This is a genomic window from Microbacterium sp. GXF6406, assembly GCF_054798215.1.
In genome coordinates this window covers 30562-46653 of the sequence record NZ_JBSJZH010000021.1, presented here as the reverse complement: position 1 = coordinate 46653, position 16092 = coordinate 30562, and the positions used below count along the sequence as shown (strand labels likewise).

The following is a 16092-nucleotide window of genomic DNA, read 5'->3' as shown; positions in this document are numbered from 1 at the left end:
GCGACAACTACCGCCTCCGCATGCTCCTCGCCGCCGGCGGCCTCACCCCATGACCCCCACCGAATGTCCGAAGAGCCCGTTTGAGGCGCGGCTGCTGACGGATGCCGAGACGCTGGCGGTGGTGAGCTGATGGTGTATCAGATTGCGCTTCCGTTCGGACCTGGCATTTCGGTGCGGGGAAAGTCCAGCCAGCCAGGCCGTGCGGTGATGGAGTTCGACAAGGCTGCAAATCAGTCGTCGGATCGTCCGGTACGCAACTCTCAGGGTGAGCAGCTGTATCGGCACCCCGCCTCCTTGCAGCTCGCTGACGGCGCTGACGTCCTGGACGTTCAGCTCACCGTCAATCAGGAGCGCGGCTTCGGGGCGTACACCGAGATCATCCTCGATCCGGCTACGGCGCTCGTTCAGGTCGCGAACCAGAAGGACGGGTTCGACTTGAAGGTGTCGGTCAGCGGCTCGGTCGGCGTGAAGAAGGCGTCGTCCTGATGCGTCGTTCACAGAAGGTCGTTGCTATGGGGGCGGGCGTCGTTGCGCTCGCCCTCGTGGCGGTCGGGGTCATCGGGTGCGCTGCTTCACCGGTTGTGAAGCCGAACACGTCCGCGTCACCGACTCGCGCCAACGACGCATCCGCGTATGAGATGCAGCTTGGCGAGGTGGAGCCCGGTACGACGGCGCGCACCGTCAAAACGTCGATCTATGTGCCAGCGGTCGCGGCTGGCGTGTGGCTCAGAATGTCCGAGCTCGACGCCACGTCCACAAGCGAAGTCTGCCAACTTACCGTTACCGACACGGTTCAGTCCTCGTCGGATCAGTGTTCCGTCGAGGTTTTCGAGCGCGACGATCACGGACGCCTGCAAGGGATCGTCCTTCACATCGACGGGCTGGACGAGGCTGGCTACTTCGAAACGGATGTCCGCGACCTGCGGCGCACCGAGGATGGCGGCTGGTCGGGCGAGACTGGCATGCGATCCGTGAAGCTCTGGGGATTCCTCCTCCTGCCGAAGGGGGAACCGAAGTGAACAAATTCATTGGGTGGTCGGTTGCGGCGCTCATGATGGTGCTCCTGCTCGCGTTCGGGCTGTTCGGAGCACCGTCCGGCCTCGAATCCGTGGCGGTGCTCGGGCGGGTGCTGTGGGCGGTGATCGTCCTCGGGCTGGCGCTCGTGGCGATGGTTCCGGCGCTGCGTCATCGCGTCCTCGGGCGGAGCAAGCTGCTGGCGGCGGCGTTCCGGCCTGGGCTGGCTCGTGCGTCTCGTGCATCGTTGTCGAAGTTCGAGAGGTCGGCGCTTGCCCGGCTGCGGCAGGTCAATCCGGATTGGGCGGTAGCTGCGGGCGTGACCCGTGATGGAACAACGCGCAGCGGTGACAAAGTGCGCACGTTCCCGGCGCTCGTGCGGGTCGAACTGCGTGCGCATGGCCCTGCGGCTGTCTATCAGGTTGTGCCGGGAACTGTGCCGAGCGATTACGACGACGAGAAGGTGAGCGCGGCGCTGGGGTTCCCGGTCGAGTGCTCCGCTGCTTCGGCATCGACGGTACGGGTTCAGGTGCGTAGTCGGGAGGCTCTGGCCGATCAGGGGACGATCCCGTTCCGCATGGTGCCTCTGACTGATGCTGCTGCGCCGGTGTGTATCGGCGTTACGTCGGAAGGTCCGTTCTCGCTTCCGATCTTCGGTCGACAAACGCTGCTCGTTGGCGCATCAGGCGCAGGCAAGGGCAGCGTGATCTGGTCGGTGTTGGGGCAGCTCGCGCCGAGCATCCATGCGGGCACGGTGCAGGTGCACGGCGTAGACCTTAAGGGCGGCGTAGAACTCACTGCGGGTCGTCCACTATTCCACGATGTCGCCTACAGCTACGACGAGGCGGCAGCGATGATTGAGCGGCTTGCGCGGCGGCTGGATGATCGGCTGGCATACATGCGTGAGAACGGGCTACGCAAGCACGTTCCGACTGTGGCTGAACCGCTGGAGCTGCTGCTGATCGACGAGGCGGCATCGCTGTCATACCTCGCACCCGATACGAAGTCCAGGAACGCGGTAGACGCGAATCTAAAACGGGTGCTATCGACCGGGCGCGCTGCGGGAATCGCGGTGCTGGCAGCGATGCAAGACCCTCGTAAGGAGTCGCTGGCATCACGTGATCTGTTCACGGCGACGGTCGCACTTCGATTCCGCACGAAGGATGATGCCGTACTGGCGCTCGGATCGGCTGCATACGAGGCCGGCGCTCACTGCGACCGCATCCCGACCACGAAGGCCGGCATGGGCTACGTCATCGACGGGGAAACCGGAGGCATCGTGCAGTTCCAGGCCTCCTGGGTGTCCGACGAGGACATCACGGAGCTTGCGCGACGGTATCCGGCACCGGTGGCGGTGGGCGATGAGTGATCATGCCGAGCTGAATGTGCCGATCGAGCGCGCCGAGCGGATCGCGATGGGTATGGCGCTGTGCGGGCAATGGACGCACGAGGATGACCAGCGGTTGGCGGCGCTCTACGACGAACGGCGGAGCCTCGACCGAGAGAAGGGAAACGATCATGGCTGAGCGCAAGAACACAACGGCCGACACGCCACTTTGGTACACCGAAGATGAGCTTGCCTCCTTGCTCCGTGTGCATCGGTCAACTGTCTCGCGTCGGGTGCGGGCGGGGTCGTTTCCGCTCACACCGCTGGTGGTCGGCGCAAAGCGGCTGTACGCGGCTTCCGAGGTCCATCGGCTGGCGGGTCTGGCTGTATGAGCATCGAGCGGAGAGAGACGGCCTCCGGGGTGAGTTGGCGAGTCCGGCTTCATTCCGGAGGCCGTGTCGTTGCGGACAAGACTTTCTCAACGAAGCGTGCGGCGGAGGCGTGGGAGCGGCAGCAGAAGGAGGCTTTGCACGGCGGTGGGTTCGTCCCTCCGAGCCGATCTAAGAAGCCGGTGTCTGAGGTTGCTGCGGCGTTCCTCGAAGCTCGTTCCGGGCAGGTCGCGCCCCACACGCTGCGAACGGACCGAGATAACCTCGCGGCGCTCCCGGCGAAGTTCGCGGCACACCCGATTGGCTCGGTGTCTGAGGCGGACGTGCTGGCGCTGCTGACGGAGTTACTGGAAAAGGGACGCGCGCACTCGACGGTTTCGCGGCTGAGAACGACGCTCTCGGCGCTGTGGTCGTGGGCGGTTCGGCAGCGGCTGACGCCAGTGAATCCGATTCGGGGCGTGCGGATGCCTTCGGGCGCCGTGCAGGCTCATGAGGGCGCACCGTTGACGGCTGCGCTTCTGGCGACGGTGCTGGATGCGCAGCGGGAACGGTCGCCGCATGGCGCGTTGATTACCGAGTTCCTGAGTCTTGCGGGCTTGCGCTGGTCTGAGCTTCGCGCACTCCGCGTTGGGGATTTGCAGGAAGTGCCGTTCCCTGCGGTGCGGGTGCTGAGGGCTGCGAGCGATGGCTACGCGGAGAAGGCTCCGAAGACGGCGCGGGGGCGGAGAACGGTCCCGCTTGTTGCTCGTGCACAAGAGATAGCGCGGACGTGGGCTGCGGGCAAACCGCTGACCGACTACCTGGCAACGAGCGCGACGGGTCTGCAACTGCGAGGCACGTACTTCCGGCGCGCTGTGGCGTGGACAACGACCGTACCGGATCATACGATCCACGATCTGCGGCACTACTGCGCTTCAAGCTGGCTCCGCGCTGGGGTGCCGATCAACCAGGTTGCGGCGTGGCTTGGCGACGATCCCCGCACGGTGCTCAAGGTCTACGCGCACGTGCTGGGCGAGGCGCAGGACATGGAAGCGCTGCACCGTCTGAACGCTGCGCTCCCCTCCCACTCCCCTGTAACCGAGACAGATCACGAATCATCGAAGGGAGGGACGGTCGAAGGGACCCGTAAAACGGGTTCTGACCAGGGAAAAACTGGCGGAGACGAGGGGATTTGAACCCCTGGACCCCGTGAGGGGTCTCCACCTTAGCAGGGTGGTGCACTAGGCCACTATGCGACGTCTCCAGGCATCCAGTCCGAGGATCGGATGCACTCGTCCAGCATAACGGGTGTTCGAACGCGGTGCGAACCGAGCGTCAGATTCCGAGGGTGCTGGCGCGTGCGACGAGCTCGGGCTCGAAGAGAACATGCTCGTCACGGCGGGTTTCGCCGGCGAGGAGGAGGTCGACGGCGGTCGATCCGATGAGGGCCGCCGGCTGGCGAATCGAGCTCAGCGGGATGACGGCTGCGGCGGCGAAGTCGATGTCGTCGTAGCCGATGAGGGCGATGTCGGTGGGCACGCGGGCATCGCCCGTCATGACGAGGCTCTGCATGACGCCGAGGGCGAGCAGGTCGTTGGCCGCGAAGACGGCGTCGGGTCGATCATCCGGGCTGCGCTCGAGGATGCGCTTGCCGGCACGGCGCCCCTCTTCGACGCTCAGCGCCTCGGTCGCGATGACCTCGATCGTCACCCCGTGCCGCGCCGCGGCATCCTGCGCCCCCTGCAGACGGTCGGCGACCTGACGAATGCCGGCGGGGCCGCCGACGAAGGCGAGGCGTCGGCGCCCGGCGGCGAGAAGGTGCTCGGCGGCGAGGCGTCCGCCCATCACGTCGTCGACGGCGACGGAGGCGAATCGCGGATCGTGGGATTCGCGGTCGACAAGCACTGAGGGGATGCCGCGACCGGTCATGTTGCTCAGTCGGGGCGAGGCATCGGCCACGGGGGTGACGAGGACCCCGGCGACGCGCTGCTGCTCGAAGAGGTCGAGGTGCGTGGCCTCGCGCTCCTGCTTCTCATCGCTGTTCGCGACCAGCACCGACATGCCGTGCGCCTCCGCACGCTCCTCCGCCCCGCGCGCCACTTCAGCGAAGAACGGGTTGCGGATGTCGAGCACCAGCAGGCCGATCGACAGGCTTCGTCCGGCGCGCAGCTGACGCGCCGCATCGTTGCGCACGAAGCCGAGCTCATCGATCGCTGCGAGTACGCGTCGACGCACAGCATCCGACACCTTCTCAGGCCGATTCAAGACGTTCGACACCGTACCGACAGAGACTCCGGCCGCCACCGCCACCTCGCGAACGCTCACCGCCATTGATGCCTTCTCCTCCTGCGCACTGACCGCGAGTGTACGGCATCCACCCACTCCCTCTTTCGGCGCGCGGATCGACCGCGGTTGCGCGATCGGCCATCCGGGCTTATCGTTGAAACGATTCACAGAGCGCGCACCGCGCTCACCCCTCTCAGGAGAACCTCAATGGCGACTTCACCCGCACGCGTCTGCTTCCAACTGCAGATCGCCCCCGACCTGATCGACGAGTACGTCGCCCGTCACTCCCCCGTCTGGCCCGAGATGCTGGCGGAGATCGCCGCATCCGGCCGCCGCAACTACTCGCTGTTCCTCGGCGACGGCGGCATGCTCATCGGCTACTACGAGACCGATGACGACGCAGCCGCACAGGCATACCTCGCCTCCTCCCCCATCGCCGCGAAGTGGGAGGCCGAGATGGGCCGCTTCTTCGTCGGGCTGGGCGGACGCCCCGACCAGGCATCCACACCTCTCAGCGAAGTCTTCAACCTCGCCGAGCAACTGACCGAGTCCACCTCAACCGAAAGCAGCGAATCGTGAGCATCCTCTCCTCCGACATCCTTTCCGAGCTCGAGAAGCAGTCGATCGAGCTGCCCTCGTGGGCGTTCGGCAACTCCGGCACGCGCTTCAAGGTCTTCGGCACCCCCGGCACCCCGCGCGACCCGTTCGAGAAGATCGCCGACGCGGCACAGGTGCACAAGTACACCGCGCTGGCGCCCGCCGTCGCACTGCACATCCCGTGGGACATGTGCGACTTCGCCGACCTCAGCAAGCACGCAGAAGACCTCGGCGTCACCCTCGGCACCGTCAACTCGAACACGTTCCAGGACGACGACTACAAGTTCGGCGCTCTCACGCACGAAGATGCCGCCATCCGCCAGAAGGCCGTCGACCACCACCTCGCGTGCATCGACGTCATGGATGCCACCGGCTCGCGCGACCTGAAGATCTGGCTCGCCGACGGCTCGAACTACCCCGGCCAGGCAGACATGCGCGGCCGCCAGGACCGTCTGCAGGACTCCCTCGAGAAGATCTACGCCCGTCTCGGCGACGAGCAGCGCATGGTCCTCGAGTACAAGTTCTTCGAGCCCGCTTTCTACCACACCGATGTTCCCGACTGGGGCACCAGCTACGCGCAGGTCAGCACCCTCGGCGACAAGGCCATGGTCTGCCTCGACACCGGCCACCACGCCCCCGGAACGAACATCGAGTTCATCGTCATGCAGCTGCTGCGCCTCGGCAAGCTCGGCTCCTTCGACTTCAACTCGCGCTTCTACGCGGACGACGACCTGATCGTCGGCGCGGCGGACCCGTTCCAGCTGTTCCGCATCCTCTTCGAGGTCGTGCGCGGCGGCGGCCTGAACAACTCCGACGTGGCCTTCATGCTCGACCAGTGCCACAACGTCGAGGACAAGATCCCCGGCCAGATCCGCTCGGTGCTCAACGTGCAGGAGATGACGGCCCGTGCGCTGCTCGTCGACCGCGCCGCGCTGTCGGCCGCGCAGAAGTCCGGCGACGTCCTGGCCGCGAACGCGGTCTTCATGGATGCTTTCTACACCGATGTGCGTCCGGCACTCGCCGAGTGGCGCGAGTCGCGCGGGCTCGCCGCCGACCCGATGGCCGCTTTCGCAGCATCCGGCTACCTCGCGCAGATCGCGGCCGACCGCGTCGGCGGCGTGCAGGCCGGCTGGGGCGCATAAGCACCAAGCTTTTCCTCTCTCACCATCTGAATTCAACGGAGAACCATGAGCAGTAAAACGACCACTCGGCGACCCCTGTCGGCGTGGAAGGCGACGATCGCCGTCGCGATGTCGAACTACATCGAAGCCGGTGCGATCATCGCCCTCGCCACGAGCCTCACGCTCTGGCAGGGTGAGTTCGGCTTCGACAACGCGGCCGTCGGCCTCGTCGCAGCGCTGAGCGCCAACGCGTTCGGTGCGGCGATCGGTGCCGCGATCGGCGGCCCGCTGTGCGACCGCCTCGGACGCAAGTTCATCTACACGTACGACCTGATCCTGTTCATGATCGGTGCACTCACCGTCACGTTCTCGCCGAACTTCACGGTTCTGCTCATCGGCGTGATCATGATGGGCATCTCCGTCGGCGCCGGCGTCCCCGCCTCGTGGACCTACATCGCCGAAGAGGCGCCCAGCGAGCAGCGTGCCGCGCACGTCGGAACGGCCCAGCTCGCCTGGTCGATCGGACCGGCCATCGGCTTCCTCCTCGCCGTGGTCCTCGGCCCGTTGGGCATCGTCGGCTCGCGCATCATCTTCTTCCACCTGTTCGTCATCGCCGCGGTCACGTGGTGGGTGCGTCGCGGACTCCCCGAGTCCACCCGGTGGAAGGAGCAGCGCGCTGCTGAGAAGGCCAAGGGCGAGAAGGTCTCCTTCTTCTCCGGCATCCGCGGACTCCTGTCGAACAAGAAGAACTTCGGCGCCCTCGCGTTCCTCCTCGGCGTCTACGGCCTGTGGAACACCGTCGCCGGCCAGTCGGGCATCTTCCAGCCGCGCGTCTACGACGCCGCCGGCCTGCACGACGGCACGCAGCGGAACCTGCTGCAGGTTCTCGTCTGGTCGCTCACGGCACTCGCCACCTACTTCGGCTTCATGCGCTACGGCGACCGCGTCAGCCGTCGCTGGCTGTACTTCGGCGGCGGTATGCTCGGCGTCATCGCCTGGGTGGTCCTCGTCTTCGCACCGCCGAGCATGTTCTCGCTGCTGTTCTTCGCTTCGGCGTGGGGCATCTCGGCCGGTGTCGGCGCCCAGGCCTTCTACGGCCTGTGGACCGCAGAGCTGTTCGCGACGAAGTACCGCGCCAGCGCGCAGGGTGTGCTCTTCATGCTCGCCCGCGTCATGGTCGGCCTGCTGAGCCTCGTGTTCCCGATCCTGCTCGAGTCCATCGGACTCGGCCAGCTCGGCCTCCTCATCATCGGCCTGCTCGTCGCAGCCCTCCTCATCGGAACCATCTGGGCTCCGAAGACCGAGGGCAAGACGCTCGAGCAGATCGAAGAGGAGCGCTACGGTTCGACGGCGGATGCTGAGACCGCACGCGTCTGAATCACAGAAGCACCAACGGGTGGGGTGTCCGCGCAATCGCGCGGGTGCCCCACCCTTCTCTATTCCACCAATGTTCGAATGACCGCTATTCTGTGCGAAGTAACATCTTCGAACAGGATCATCATGGCAACGAGCAGCACCCTGCGGGGCGAGGAGCGTCGGGCGGCGATCCTCGCGACGATCGATCGCGACGGCAGCGCCCAGATCGACGAGTTGGCGCGTCTGCTCGATGTGTCCGAGATGACGGTGCGCCGTGATCTCGATGACCTCGAGTCGGATGGCATGCTGCGCCGTGTGCGCGGCGGCGCAGTGGCACTCGAGGGGCCGCGCAAGTTCGGGGAGCGCCGGCTCATGCGCACGCGGGCGAAGCAGACGATCGCGGCGAAGGCCGCGGGCCTGATCCCGGCCGCGGGGGCGGTCGCGGTGGATGCTTCGAGCACCGTGGGCACGGCGGCGGGGGCGATGCGCGGGCGGAAGGGCCTGATCATCGCCACGAATTCGTATGAGAACTTCTCAATGCTGAACGCCACGGCCGACACGACGGCGATCCTGATCGGCGGGGAGCAGGACCCGGCGACGGGCAGTTTCGTCGGGCGGCTCGCGTGCGATGCGGCGGAGTCGATGCTGTACCAGGCGTTCTTCACCTCGGCATCCGCTCTGCATCCCGTGCATGGCACGTCGGAGGCGTCGCTGGCGGAGAGCCAGGTCAAGCGGGCGTTCGCGGCGCGCAGCGCGCGCACCGTCCTGTGCATCGACTCGTCCAAGCTCGACGGCGTCGCTGTCGCCGCGACATTCGCGCTCGACGAGATCGACACGGTGATCACGGAGCTCGACCCGGCAGATGCCCGCCTCGACGCCTACCGTTCGCACGTCCAGCTGCTCTGACAGTTGCGTGTTGCGTCACTTCTTGTCAGAATTAACAACAAATAACAATCACTTTGCGGGAGCTCTCTCATGACAAACCCCACCGCCGCCGCCCTCATCGAGCGGTCGAACCGCCTCGGCGCCGACCCCAAGAACACCAACTACGCCGGCGGCAATACCTCCGCCAAGGGCACCGAGACCGACCCGGTCACCGGTGAGCCCGTCGAGCTGATGTGGGTCAAGGGCTCCGGCGGAGACCTCGGCACGCTCAAGGAGCAGGGCCTCGCCGTCCTGCGCCTGGACCGTATGCGCTCGCTGGTCAACGTCTACCCCGGCATCGACCGTGAAGACGAGATGGTCGCTGCCTTCGACTACTGCCTGCACGGCAAGGGCGGCGCCGCCCCCTCGATCGACACCGCCATGCACGGCCTCGTCGACGCCGCTCACGTCGACCACCTGCACCCCGACTCCGGCATCGCCATCGCGACCGCCGCCGACGGCGAAGAGCTCACCGCGAAGATCTTCGGCGACAAGGTCGTCTGGGTTCCGTGGCGCCGCCCCGGCTTCCAGCTGGGCCTCGACATCGCAGAGATCAAGAAGGCCAACCCGCAGGCCATCGGCTGCATCCTCGGCGGCCACGGCATCACCGCCTGGGGCGACACCAGCGAGGAGTCCGAGAAGAACTCCCTCTGGATCATCGACACGGCCGCGGCCTACATCGCGGAGAACGGCAAGTCCGAGCCCTTCGGCGCGGTTCGCCCCGGCTTCACCGCCCTCGCCGACGCCGAGCGCCGCGAGCGCGCCGCCGCACTCGCAGGCACGATCCGCGGCATCGCGTCTGCCGACAAGCCGATGGTCGGACACTTCACCGATTCCGACGTGGTCCTCGACTTCCTGGCATCCGAGAATGCGCCCCGCCTGGCAGCACTCGGCACGAGCTGCCCCGATCACTTCCTGCGCACCAAGGTCAAGCCGCTGATCCTCGATCTGCCCGCCACGGCATCCGTCGACGAGCAGATCGCGCGTCTGCACGAGCTGCACACCGAGTACCGCGCCGACTACCAGGCCTACTACGACGCTCACGCCGATGACGCCAGCCCCGCGATCCGCGGCGCCGACCCGCTCATCGTCCTGATCCCGGGTGTCGGCATGTTCTCCTACGGAGCGAACAAGCAGACCGCCCGCGTCGCCGGCGAGTTCTACGTCAACGCGATCAACGTGATGCGCGGCGCCGAGTCGCTGTCGACCTACTCCCCAATCTCCGACGCCGAGAAGTTCCGCATCGAGTACTGGGCTCTGGAAGAGGCCAAGCTGCAGCGCATGCCGAAGCCGAAGTCGCACCAGGGCCGCATCGCGTTCGTCACGGGTGCCGCCAGCGGAATCGGCAAGGCCATCGCGACGCGCCTGGCCGCCGAGGGCGCCTGCGTCGTCGTCGCCGACCTCGACCTCGAGAAGGCTCAGGCTGCGGCCGCCGAGCTGGGCAGCACGGATGTCGCGATCGGCGTCGCCGCGAACGTGGCGGATGCCGACGCTGTGCAGGCTGCGCTGAACGAGGCCGTCCTCGCCTTCGGCGGCGTCGACCTCGTCGTCAACAACGCCGGCCTCTCGCTGTCGAAGCCCCTGCTCGAGACCACCGAGAAGGACTGGGACCTGCAGCACGACGTCATGGCGAAGGGATCCTTCCTCGTCTCGAAGGCCGCAGCCCGCGTGCTCATCGACCAGAAGCTCGGCGGCGACATCATCTACATCTCGTCGAAGAACTCCGTCTTCGCCGGCCCGAACAACATCGCCTACTCGGCGACGAAGGCCGACCAGGCCCACCAGGTGCGTCTGCTGGCGGTCGAGCTCGGCGAGCACGGCATCCGCGTCAACGGGATCAACCCCGATGGCGTCGTCCGCGGCTCGGGAATCTTCGCCTCCGGCTGGGGTGCGAACCGCGCCGCGACCTACGGCGTGAACGAGGAGGACCTCGGCCAGTTCTACGCGAACCGCACGATCCTCAAGCGCGAGGTCGTCCCCGAGAACGTCGCGGATGCCGTCTACGTGCTCACCGGCCCCGAGCTGTCCCGCACCACGGGTCTGCACATCCCGGTCGACTCCGGCGTCGCCGCAGCGTTCCTGCGATGAGCGAATCGCGCAGCGCCGCCACCGTTTCGGTGGCGGCCGTCGACCTCGGCGCGACGAGCGGCCGTGTCGTGATCGGTCGGGTCGGTGCCGATGTGCTCGAGCTCGAGCTCGTCAGCCGGTTCCCGAACGGGCCCGTGCAGCGCCCGGATGGTCTGCACTGGGACTATGCGGCGCTGCGCGAGAACATCCTCGATGGTCTCGCCGAGGCCGTTCGACGAGAGCCGGGGATCCAGAGCATCGGCATCGACTCGTGGGCCGTCGACTACGGGCTGCTCCGCGATGGCGAGCTGATCGGCGAACCGTTCCACTACCGGGATGAGCGCACGACGGCGGGTGTCGAGGCGGTCCACGCGACGGCGCCCTTCGCCGAGCTGTACCGCCGCAACGGCCTGCAGTTCCTGCCGTTCAACACGCTGTACCAGTACCGCATCGACCCGGCCGTGGCCGATGCCGATGCGGCCCTGCTGATCCCGGATCTCGTGGCCCACGCGCTCACGGGGGCGATGGTCGCCGAGCGCACCAATGCCTCGACGACGGGTCTCGTCCGCGTCGAGGACGGCGAGTGGGATCTCGAGCTCGCTGAGCGCCTCGGCATCCCGTCCGGCATCCTGCCCGATCTCGTCGACCCCGGAATCCTCATCGGGCGCCTTCTGCCCAAGGTCGCCGAGCGCATCGGCGCCGACCTCCCGGTCATCGCCGTCGGTTCGCACGACACCGCCTCGGCGGTCGTCGCCGTGCCGATGACGTCTCCGAACGCCGCATACATCTCCTGCGGCACCTGGGGCCTGGTCGGTGTCGAGACGACCGAGCCCGTGCTGACGGATGCTGCCCGCGAGGCGAACTTCACGCACGAGCGCGGTGTCGACGACACCTTCCGCTTCCTGCACAACGTCACGGGCCTGTGGCTGCTCAGCGAGACCGTGCGCGCCTGGGAGCAGGAGGACGGTGCGAGCATCGAGCTGGTGGAGCTTCTGGATGCCGCTTCCGAGGTCACCGGCGCCGTGCCGCTGTTCGACGCGAACGACCCCGCGCTGAGCGCGCCCGGCGACATGGCCGCACGCATCATCGCGGTGCTGGAGGCGTCTGGCGCCGAAGCTCCGGCAACGCGACCGGCTCTGGTGCGCAGCATCATCGAATCGATCGCCGTGGCATTCGCCGACGCGATCTCGACGGCGGCCGAGCTGACCGGGCGCACGCTCGACAGCATCCACCTCGTCGGAGGCGGATCGCTCAACCGGCTGCTGTGCCAGGCGACCGCCGACCGCACGGGCCTGCCGGTTCTCGCCGGCCCCGTCGAGGCGACGGCCCTGGGCAACGTCCTCGTGCAGGCTCGCGCCCTCGGCGCCGCCCCGGCGACGCTGGCCGAGCTGCGCTCCCTCGTCGCGCGCACGCAGGAGCCCGTTCGCTACATGCCGCGCTGACCGCGCAAAACGAAGCCGCCCGGCCCGCTCATGCGGGCCGGGCGGCTTCGTTTTGCGAGCGTCTGGGCTCAGCGGATATTGCCGTTCGAGCAGGTCTGCTGCGCGGCCGAGTTCCCCTTGACCGTGTTCGGCAGCGGCACGGCCGAGGCCGTCGGCGCGGGGGCCTCGGAAACCGTCTCCTCCGGTGCCGGCGCAGCCTCTTCCGTGGTCTCCGGTTCCTGCACGATGACGCCCTCGTTCGAGCTGTTCTCGTGCGTGATCTCGAGCTGCTCGTTGGCGTTGATCGCGTCCCACATGGCCTCGGCCGAGGAGTAGTCGGGCACGACCTTGGCGTTGTCCTGCGAATCGGTGAGGTTCGGGTACTGCAGGAAGACGATGTCCTCGAAGGGGACGTCCTTCACAGCCAGGCCGACCTGCGCGATCATCATCGGGTTCGTGAGCGAGTTGCTCGCCTCGAGGTTCGACAGGGCGGTGTTGGCGAGCTTCAACATGGTCGGCACGCTGCCGAGAACGTCATCGCTGATGAGCTTTCGGGCCAGGCTCGACATGTACTGCTGCTGGTTCCCGATGCGTCCGAGGTCGCTGCCGTCACCGACGCCGTAGCGGGTGCGCAGGAACTGCAGCGCCTCGAGGCCCTGCACGTTGCGGGTGCCGGCGGGCCAGTCGATGCCGGTGTTGCGGTCGCGGATGGGCGTCGCCAGGCAGACGTCAACGCCGCCGATCGCATCGGTGATCTCGATCACGCCGCCGAAGGTGACGGATGCTGCGAACTCGACGTCCTGTCCGGTCAGCTCGGTGATCGTGCGGGCGACGCAGTTCAGGCCGCCGTAGGAGTAGGCGCTGTTCAGCGGCTGCTTGCTCATGGCGGAGGTCGTGTTGCCGTTCGCATCCGTGCACTCGGGGATCGGCACCATGAGGTCGCGGGGGAAGCTCACCGCGGTGATGCGGCGCGGCTCGTCGGAGACGTGCACGAGGATGTTGACGTCGTTGAGGTTGCCCTCCTCGCCCTTGCCCTCGCAACGCTCCCCGAACAGGTGCGCGTACTTCTCCTCGCACGTGTCGAGTCCGACGAGCATCAGATCGAACCCGCCCTCGAAGGCGCTGATGTCGGGCGGGATCGTCTCCTCGCCGTCGAGTTCGACGGCGCCGGCCGTGGCGGTTCCGTAGAGATCGCTGACGACGAATGCTCCGACGCCCAGACCACTCACGAGCACGACGGACAGCGAGATGCCGATGATCTTCAGCAGCTGGCTGATCGGACCGGGGGTGCGCAACTGGCCATGGCGGGCCACGGTCTTGCGGCGGCGAATCTTCTCGCTCACTCGGTGCCTTTCAAATCTGCGGAGGGCGTGGGATTCGAACCCACGAGACATTTCTGCCCACTGGTTTTCAAGACCAGCTCCATCGGCCGCTCGGACAGCCCTCCATCGACGGAAACCGCCGATCAGTGGACGAGTCTAGCCGGTTTCATTGTGCCGCCCGCACCTGGGGAGCCCCTGGATGGTCGGCCAGCATGTTCAGAGCATCCGCCAGGCCGCCGCTGTGAACATCCGCGGTGACCTCCGTCGCGGCATCCTTCACCTCGTCCGGAGCCTGCCCCATCGCGACGGCGCGCCCCTCGAGGCTCCGAGCCCACTCGAACATGCCGATGTCGTTTCGGCCGTCGCCGACGACGAGCACTCGCCCACCCTCGATTCCGAGCTCGTCGTAGACGTGGTGCAGGGCACTGCCCTTGTCGACCCCCTGCGGGGCGATGTCGAGCCAGGCGGTCCAGCCGATCGCGTAGGAGACCTCGTTCAGGCCCGTCTCGGCGACGATGCGGTGGAAGCCGGCCTCATCGTGGCCGGGCGAGACGACGACGACGCGGGAGACCTGCTGATCGGAGAGCTCGGCGACACTCACCTGGCGGGCGCCATCGAGGGTCCAGTCGGCGATCTCGCCAGTGAACAGACGCGACCCGTCGGCGAGCTCGACCATGTAGTGGGCTTCGGGCAGGCGTGCGGTGAGCAGCCCGAGCACCTGGCTCGGGTCGAACGTCTCGACGCGCCAGCGCTCCCAGCCCGCATCCGTGCGGCGCATGATGACCGCTCCGTTCGAGCAGACGACGAACTCCGCATCGAGCTCCAGGGCGTCGACCCAGCGCTCGGTCGCGTTCCAGCTGCGGCCCGTGGCGATGGTGACGACGTTTCCGGCCTCGCGCACGCGCGCGACAGCCTCGGGGACGCCCGGGCTCATCGTCTCGTCCTGCAGAAGAATCGTTCCGTCGACGTCGAGACCGACGAGCCAGGGCGTCGTCACGCCTTCGGCTCCAGCTTCTCGAGTCCGCCCAGGTAGGGGCGCAGCACCTCGGGGATGAGGACGGATCCGTCCTCCTGCTGGTGGGTCTCGAGGATCGCGACGATCCAACGGGTCGTGGCGAGCGTGCCGTTGAGGGTGGCGACGGGCTCGGTCTTGCTGGCCTCGGTCGAACCGGGCTCGGCGGCCGGGCGGTGGCGCACATCGAGGCGACGGGCCTGGAACGTGGTGCAGTTCGACGTCGAGGTCAGCTCGCGGAACGCCCCCTGAGTAGGAACCCACGCCTCGATGTCGTACTTGCGGGCGGCGCTGGAGCCGAGGTCGCCTGCTGCGACATCGATCACGCGATAGGACAGGCCGAGAGCGGTGAGCATCTCCTCCTGCAGGGCGACGAGGCGCAGGTGCTCGGCCTCGGCGGCCTCGGGCGTCGTGTAGACGAACATCTCGAGCTTGTTGAACTGGTGCACGCGGATGATGCCGCGGGTGTCCTTGCCGTACGAGCCGGCCTCACGGCGGTAGCATGTCGACCATCCGGCGTAGCGCAGCGGCCCTGCGGCGAGGTCGAGGATCTCGTCCTTGTGGTATCCGGCGAGCGCGACCTCGCTGGTGCCGACGAGGTAGAGGTCGTCGTCCTTGTCGAGGCGGTAGACCTCATCGGCGTGCTCGCCGAGGAAGCCCGTGCCCTGCATGATCTCCGGACGCACGAGGGTCGGGGTGATCATGGGCTCGAAGCCGTGCTGCAGGGCCTTGTCGAGCGCGAGGTTCATCAGGGCGATCTCCAGGCGCGCGCCGACGCCCTTGAGGAAGTAGAAGCGCGATCCCGAGACCTTCGCGCCGCGCTCCATGTCGATCGCTCCGAGCAGCTCGCCGAGTTCGAGGTGGTCGCGCGGCTCGAAGTCGAACGTCGGCGTCTCGCCGACGCGGCGCAGCTCGACGAAGTCTTCTTCACCGCCGGCGGGGACGCCGTCGATGATGACGTTCTCGACGCGGGCGAGGGCGGATGCCGCGGCCTCGGCGGCCTGGTTCGAGGCGGCCTGGGCCTGCTTCACGCGCTCGGCGAGCTCCTTCGCCTGCGCGACGAGCGCCTGCTTCTCCTCCTTGGGAGCCTTGGCGACCTGCTTGCCGAAGGCGTTCTGCTCGGCGCGCAGCTCTTCGAAGGCCGTGAGCGCTTCGCGGCGGGAGCGGTCGGCGGCGATGGCGTCATCGACGGTGGATTCGGCATTGCCCCGGGCCGCCTGCGAACGGCGGACGATCTCGGGCTGGTCGCGGAGGAGAGCGAGGTCGATCATTCGTCA

Annotated in this window: 16 protein-coding genes and 2 tRNA genes; 12 read left to right on the top strand and 6 right to left on the bottom strand. The window is 67.3% G+C overall.

The window, feature by feature from the left end; genetic code table 11:
- Positions 1-207 precede the first annotated feature (207 nt).
- From ACWAUG_RS11520 to ACWAUG_RS11495, 6 genes are all read left to right on the top strand, one after another.
- Positions 208-486 carry a hypothetical protein gene (locus ACWAUG_RS11520; protein WP_460802527.1) on the top strand — a complete coding sequence of 93 codons (279 nt, stop codon included), beginning with the start codon at positions 208-210 and terminating at the stop codon, positions 484-486.
- Positions 486-1019 (top strand): hypothetical protein, encoded by a 534-nt coding sequence (locus ACWAUG_RS11515; RefSeq protein WP_460802526.1) that lies wholly within the window; start codon positions 486-488, stop codon positions 1017-1019. Before ACWAUG_RS11520 ends, ACWAUG_RS11515 begins: the two co-directional genes overlap by 1 nt.
- Positions 1020-1051: 32 nt before the next feature.
- Positions 1052-2383 carry an FtsK/SpoIIIE domain-containing protein gene (locus ACWAUG_RS11510; protein WP_460802525.1) on the top strand — a complete coding sequence of 444 codons (1332 nt, stop codon included), beginning with the start codon at positions 1052-1054 and terminating at the stop codon, positions 2381-2383.
- Complete coding sequence (locus ACWAUG_RS11505; RefSeq protein WP_460802528.1) at positions 2376-2540, top strand: hypothetical protein; 165 nt, start codon at positions 2376-2378, stop codon at positions 2538-2540. The genes ACWAUG_RS11510 and ACWAUG_RS11505 overlap by 8 nt, the downstream gene beginning before the upstream one ends.
- A complete protein-coding gene (locus ACWAUG_RS11500) occupies positions 2467-2733 on the top strand; it encodes a helix-turn-helix domain-containing protein (protein ID WP_460802523.1) in 267 nt (88 codons plus the stop codon). The genes ACWAUG_RS11505 and ACWAUG_RS11500 overlap by 74 nt, the downstream gene beginning before the upstream one ends.
- A gap of 179 nt (positions 2734-2912) precedes the next feature.
- Entirely contained in the window at positions 2913-3905 is a 993-nt protein-coding gene (locus ACWAUG_RS11495; protein ID WP_460802522.1) for a tyrosine-type recombinase/integrase, read from the top strand.
- Here ACWAUG_RS11495 and ACWAUG_RS11490 read toward each other — a convergent pair.
- A tRNA-Ser gene (locus ACWAUG_RS11490) sits at positions 3884-3973 on the bottom strand. The two genes, ACWAUG_RS11495 and ACWAUG_RS11490, sit on opposite strands and share 22 nt — an antisense overlap.
- A 71-nt stretch (positions 3974-4044) precedes the next feature.
- The gene (locus ACWAUG_RS11485) at positions 4045-5040 is read right to left on the bottom strand and encodes a LacI family DNA-binding transcriptional regulator (RefSeq protein ID WP_460802521.1); all 996 of its coding nucleotides are present in this window, start codon (positions 5038-5040) and stop codon (positions 4045-4047) included.
- Between the two features lie 162 nt (positions 5041-5202).
- Between ACWAUG_RS11485 and ACWAUG_RS11480 the strand changes: the two genes are divergently transcribed.
- From ACWAUG_RS11480 to ACWAUG_RS11455, 6 genes are all read left to right on the top strand, one after another.
- Positions 5203-5574 (top strand): L-rhamnose mutarotase, encoded by a 372-nt coding sequence (locus tag ACWAUG_RS11480; protein ID WP_460802520.1) that lies wholly within the window; start codon positions 5203-5205, stop codon positions 5572-5574.
- Positions 5571-6734, top strand: a complete 1164-nt coding sequence (gene rhaI / locus ACWAUG_RS11475) for an L-rhamnose isomerase (RefSeq protein WP_460802519.1) — start codon at positions 5571-5573, stop codon at positions 6732-6734. The genes ACWAUG_RS11480 and rhaI overlap by 4 nt, the downstream gene beginning before the upstream one ends.
- Before the next feature lie 45 nt (positions 6735-6779).
- Positions 6780-8090, top strand: a complete 1311-nt coding sequence (locus tag ACWAUG_RS11470; RefSeq protein ID WP_460802518.1) for an MFS transporter — start codon at positions 6780-6782, stop codon at positions 8088-8090.
- A 123-nt stretch (positions 8091-8213) separates the two neighbouring features.
- A complete protein-coding gene (locus ACWAUG_RS11465) occupies positions 8214-8975 on the top strand; it encodes a DeoR/GlpR family DNA-binding transcription regulator (RefSeq protein WP_460802517.1) in 762 nt (253 codons plus the stop codon).
- A gap of 69 nt (positions 8976-9044) precedes the next feature.
- Positions 9045-11081, top strand: a complete 2037-nt coding sequence (locus tag ACWAUG_RS11460; RefSeq protein ID WP_460802516.1) for a bifunctional aldolase/short-chain dehydrogenase — start codon at positions 9045-9047, stop codon at positions 11079-11081.
- Entirely contained in the window at positions 11078-12502 is a 1425-nt protein-coding gene (locus tag ACWAUG_RS11455; protein WP_460802515.1) for a rhamnulokinase, read from the top strand. Before ACWAUG_RS11460 ends, ACWAUG_RS11455 begins: the two co-directional genes overlap by 4 nt.
- 68 nt (positions 12503-12570) lie before the next feature.
- On the opposite strand, the gene ACWAUG_RS11450 is transcribed toward ACWAUG_RS11455, so the two are convergent.
- The 4 genes from ACWAUG_RS11450 to serS all read right to left on the bottom strand — a co-directional run bounded on the left by ACWAUG_RS11450 (position 12571) and on the right by serS (position 16086).
- Positions 12571-13824, bottom strand: a complete 1254-nt coding sequence (locus ACWAUG_RS11450) for an LCP family protein (protein WP_460802514.1) — start codon at positions 13822-13824, stop codon at positions 12571-12573.
- 19 nt (positions 13825-13843) lie between these two features.
- A tRNA-Ser gene (locus tag ACWAUG_RS11445) sits at positions 13844-13928 on the bottom strand.
- A 41-nt stretch (positions 13929-13969) separates the two neighbouring features.
- Positions 13970-14800: an HAD family hydrolase gene (locus ACWAUG_RS11440; RefSeq protein WP_460802513.1), complete on the bottom strand. Its 831-nt coding sequence runs from the start codon at positions 14798-14800 to the stop codon at positions 13970-13972.
- Positions 14797-16086, bottom strand: a complete 1290-nt coding sequence (gene serS, locus ACWAUG_RS11435) for a serine--tRNA ligase (protein WP_460802512.1) — start codon at positions 16084-16086, stop codon at positions 14797-14799. The genes ACWAUG_RS11440 and serS overlap by 4 nt, the downstream gene beginning before the upstream one ends.
- Positions 16087-16092 lie beyond the last annotated feature (6 nt).

Bases quoted from the DNA above. Each gene is read 5' to 3' on its own strand.
- ACWAUG_RS11520 (WP_460802527.1), top strand. From the start codon at position 208: ATGGAGTTCGACAAGGCTGCAAATCAGTCGTCGGATCGTCCGGTACGC.
- ACWAUG_RS11515 (WP_460802526.1), top strand. From the start codon at position 486: ATGCGTCGTTCACAGAAGGTCGTTGCTATGGGGGCGGGCGTCGTTGCG.
- ACWAUG_RS11510 (WP_460802525.1), top strand. From the start codon at position 1,052: ATGATGGTGCTCCTGCTCGCGTTCGGGCTGTTCGGAGCACCGTCCGGC.
- ACWAUG_RS11505 (WP_460802528.1), top strand. From the start codon at position 2,376: ATGAGTGATCATGCCGAGCTGAATGTGCCGATCGAGCGCGCCGAGCGG.
- ACWAUG_RS11500 (WP_460802523.1), top strand. From the start codon at position 2,467: ATGACCAGCGGTTGGCGGCGCTCTACGACGAACGGCGGAGCCTCGACC.
- ACWAUG_RS11485 (WP_460802521.1), bottom strand. From the start codon at position 5,040: ATGGCGGTGAGCGTTCGCGAGGTGGCGGTGGCGGCCGGAGTCTCTGTC.
- ACWAUG_RS11480 (WP_460802520.1), top strand. From the start codon at position 5,203: ATGGCGACTTCACCCGCACGCGTCTGCTTCCAACTGCAGATCGCCCCC.
- ACWAUG_RS11470 (WP_460802518.1), top strand. From the start codon at position 6,780: ATGAGCAGTAAAACGACCACTCGGCGACCCCTGTCGGCGTGGAAGGCG.
- ACWAUG_RS11465 (WP_460802517.1), top strand. From the start codon at position 8,214: ATGGCAACGAGCAGCACCCTGCGGGGCGAGGAGCGTCGGGCGGCGATC.
- ACWAUG_RS11460 (WP_460802516.1), top strand. From the start codon at position 9,045: ATGACAAACCCCACCGCCGCCGCCCTCATCGAGCGGTCGAACCGCCTC.
- ACWAUG_RS11455 (WP_460802515.1), top strand. From the start codon at position 11,078: ATGAGCGAATCGCGCAGCGCCGCCACCGTTTCGGTGGCGGCCGTCGAC.
- serS (WP_460802512.1), bottom strand. From the start codon at position 16,086: ATGATCGACCTCGCTCTCCTCCGCGACCAGCCCGAGATCGTCCGCCGT.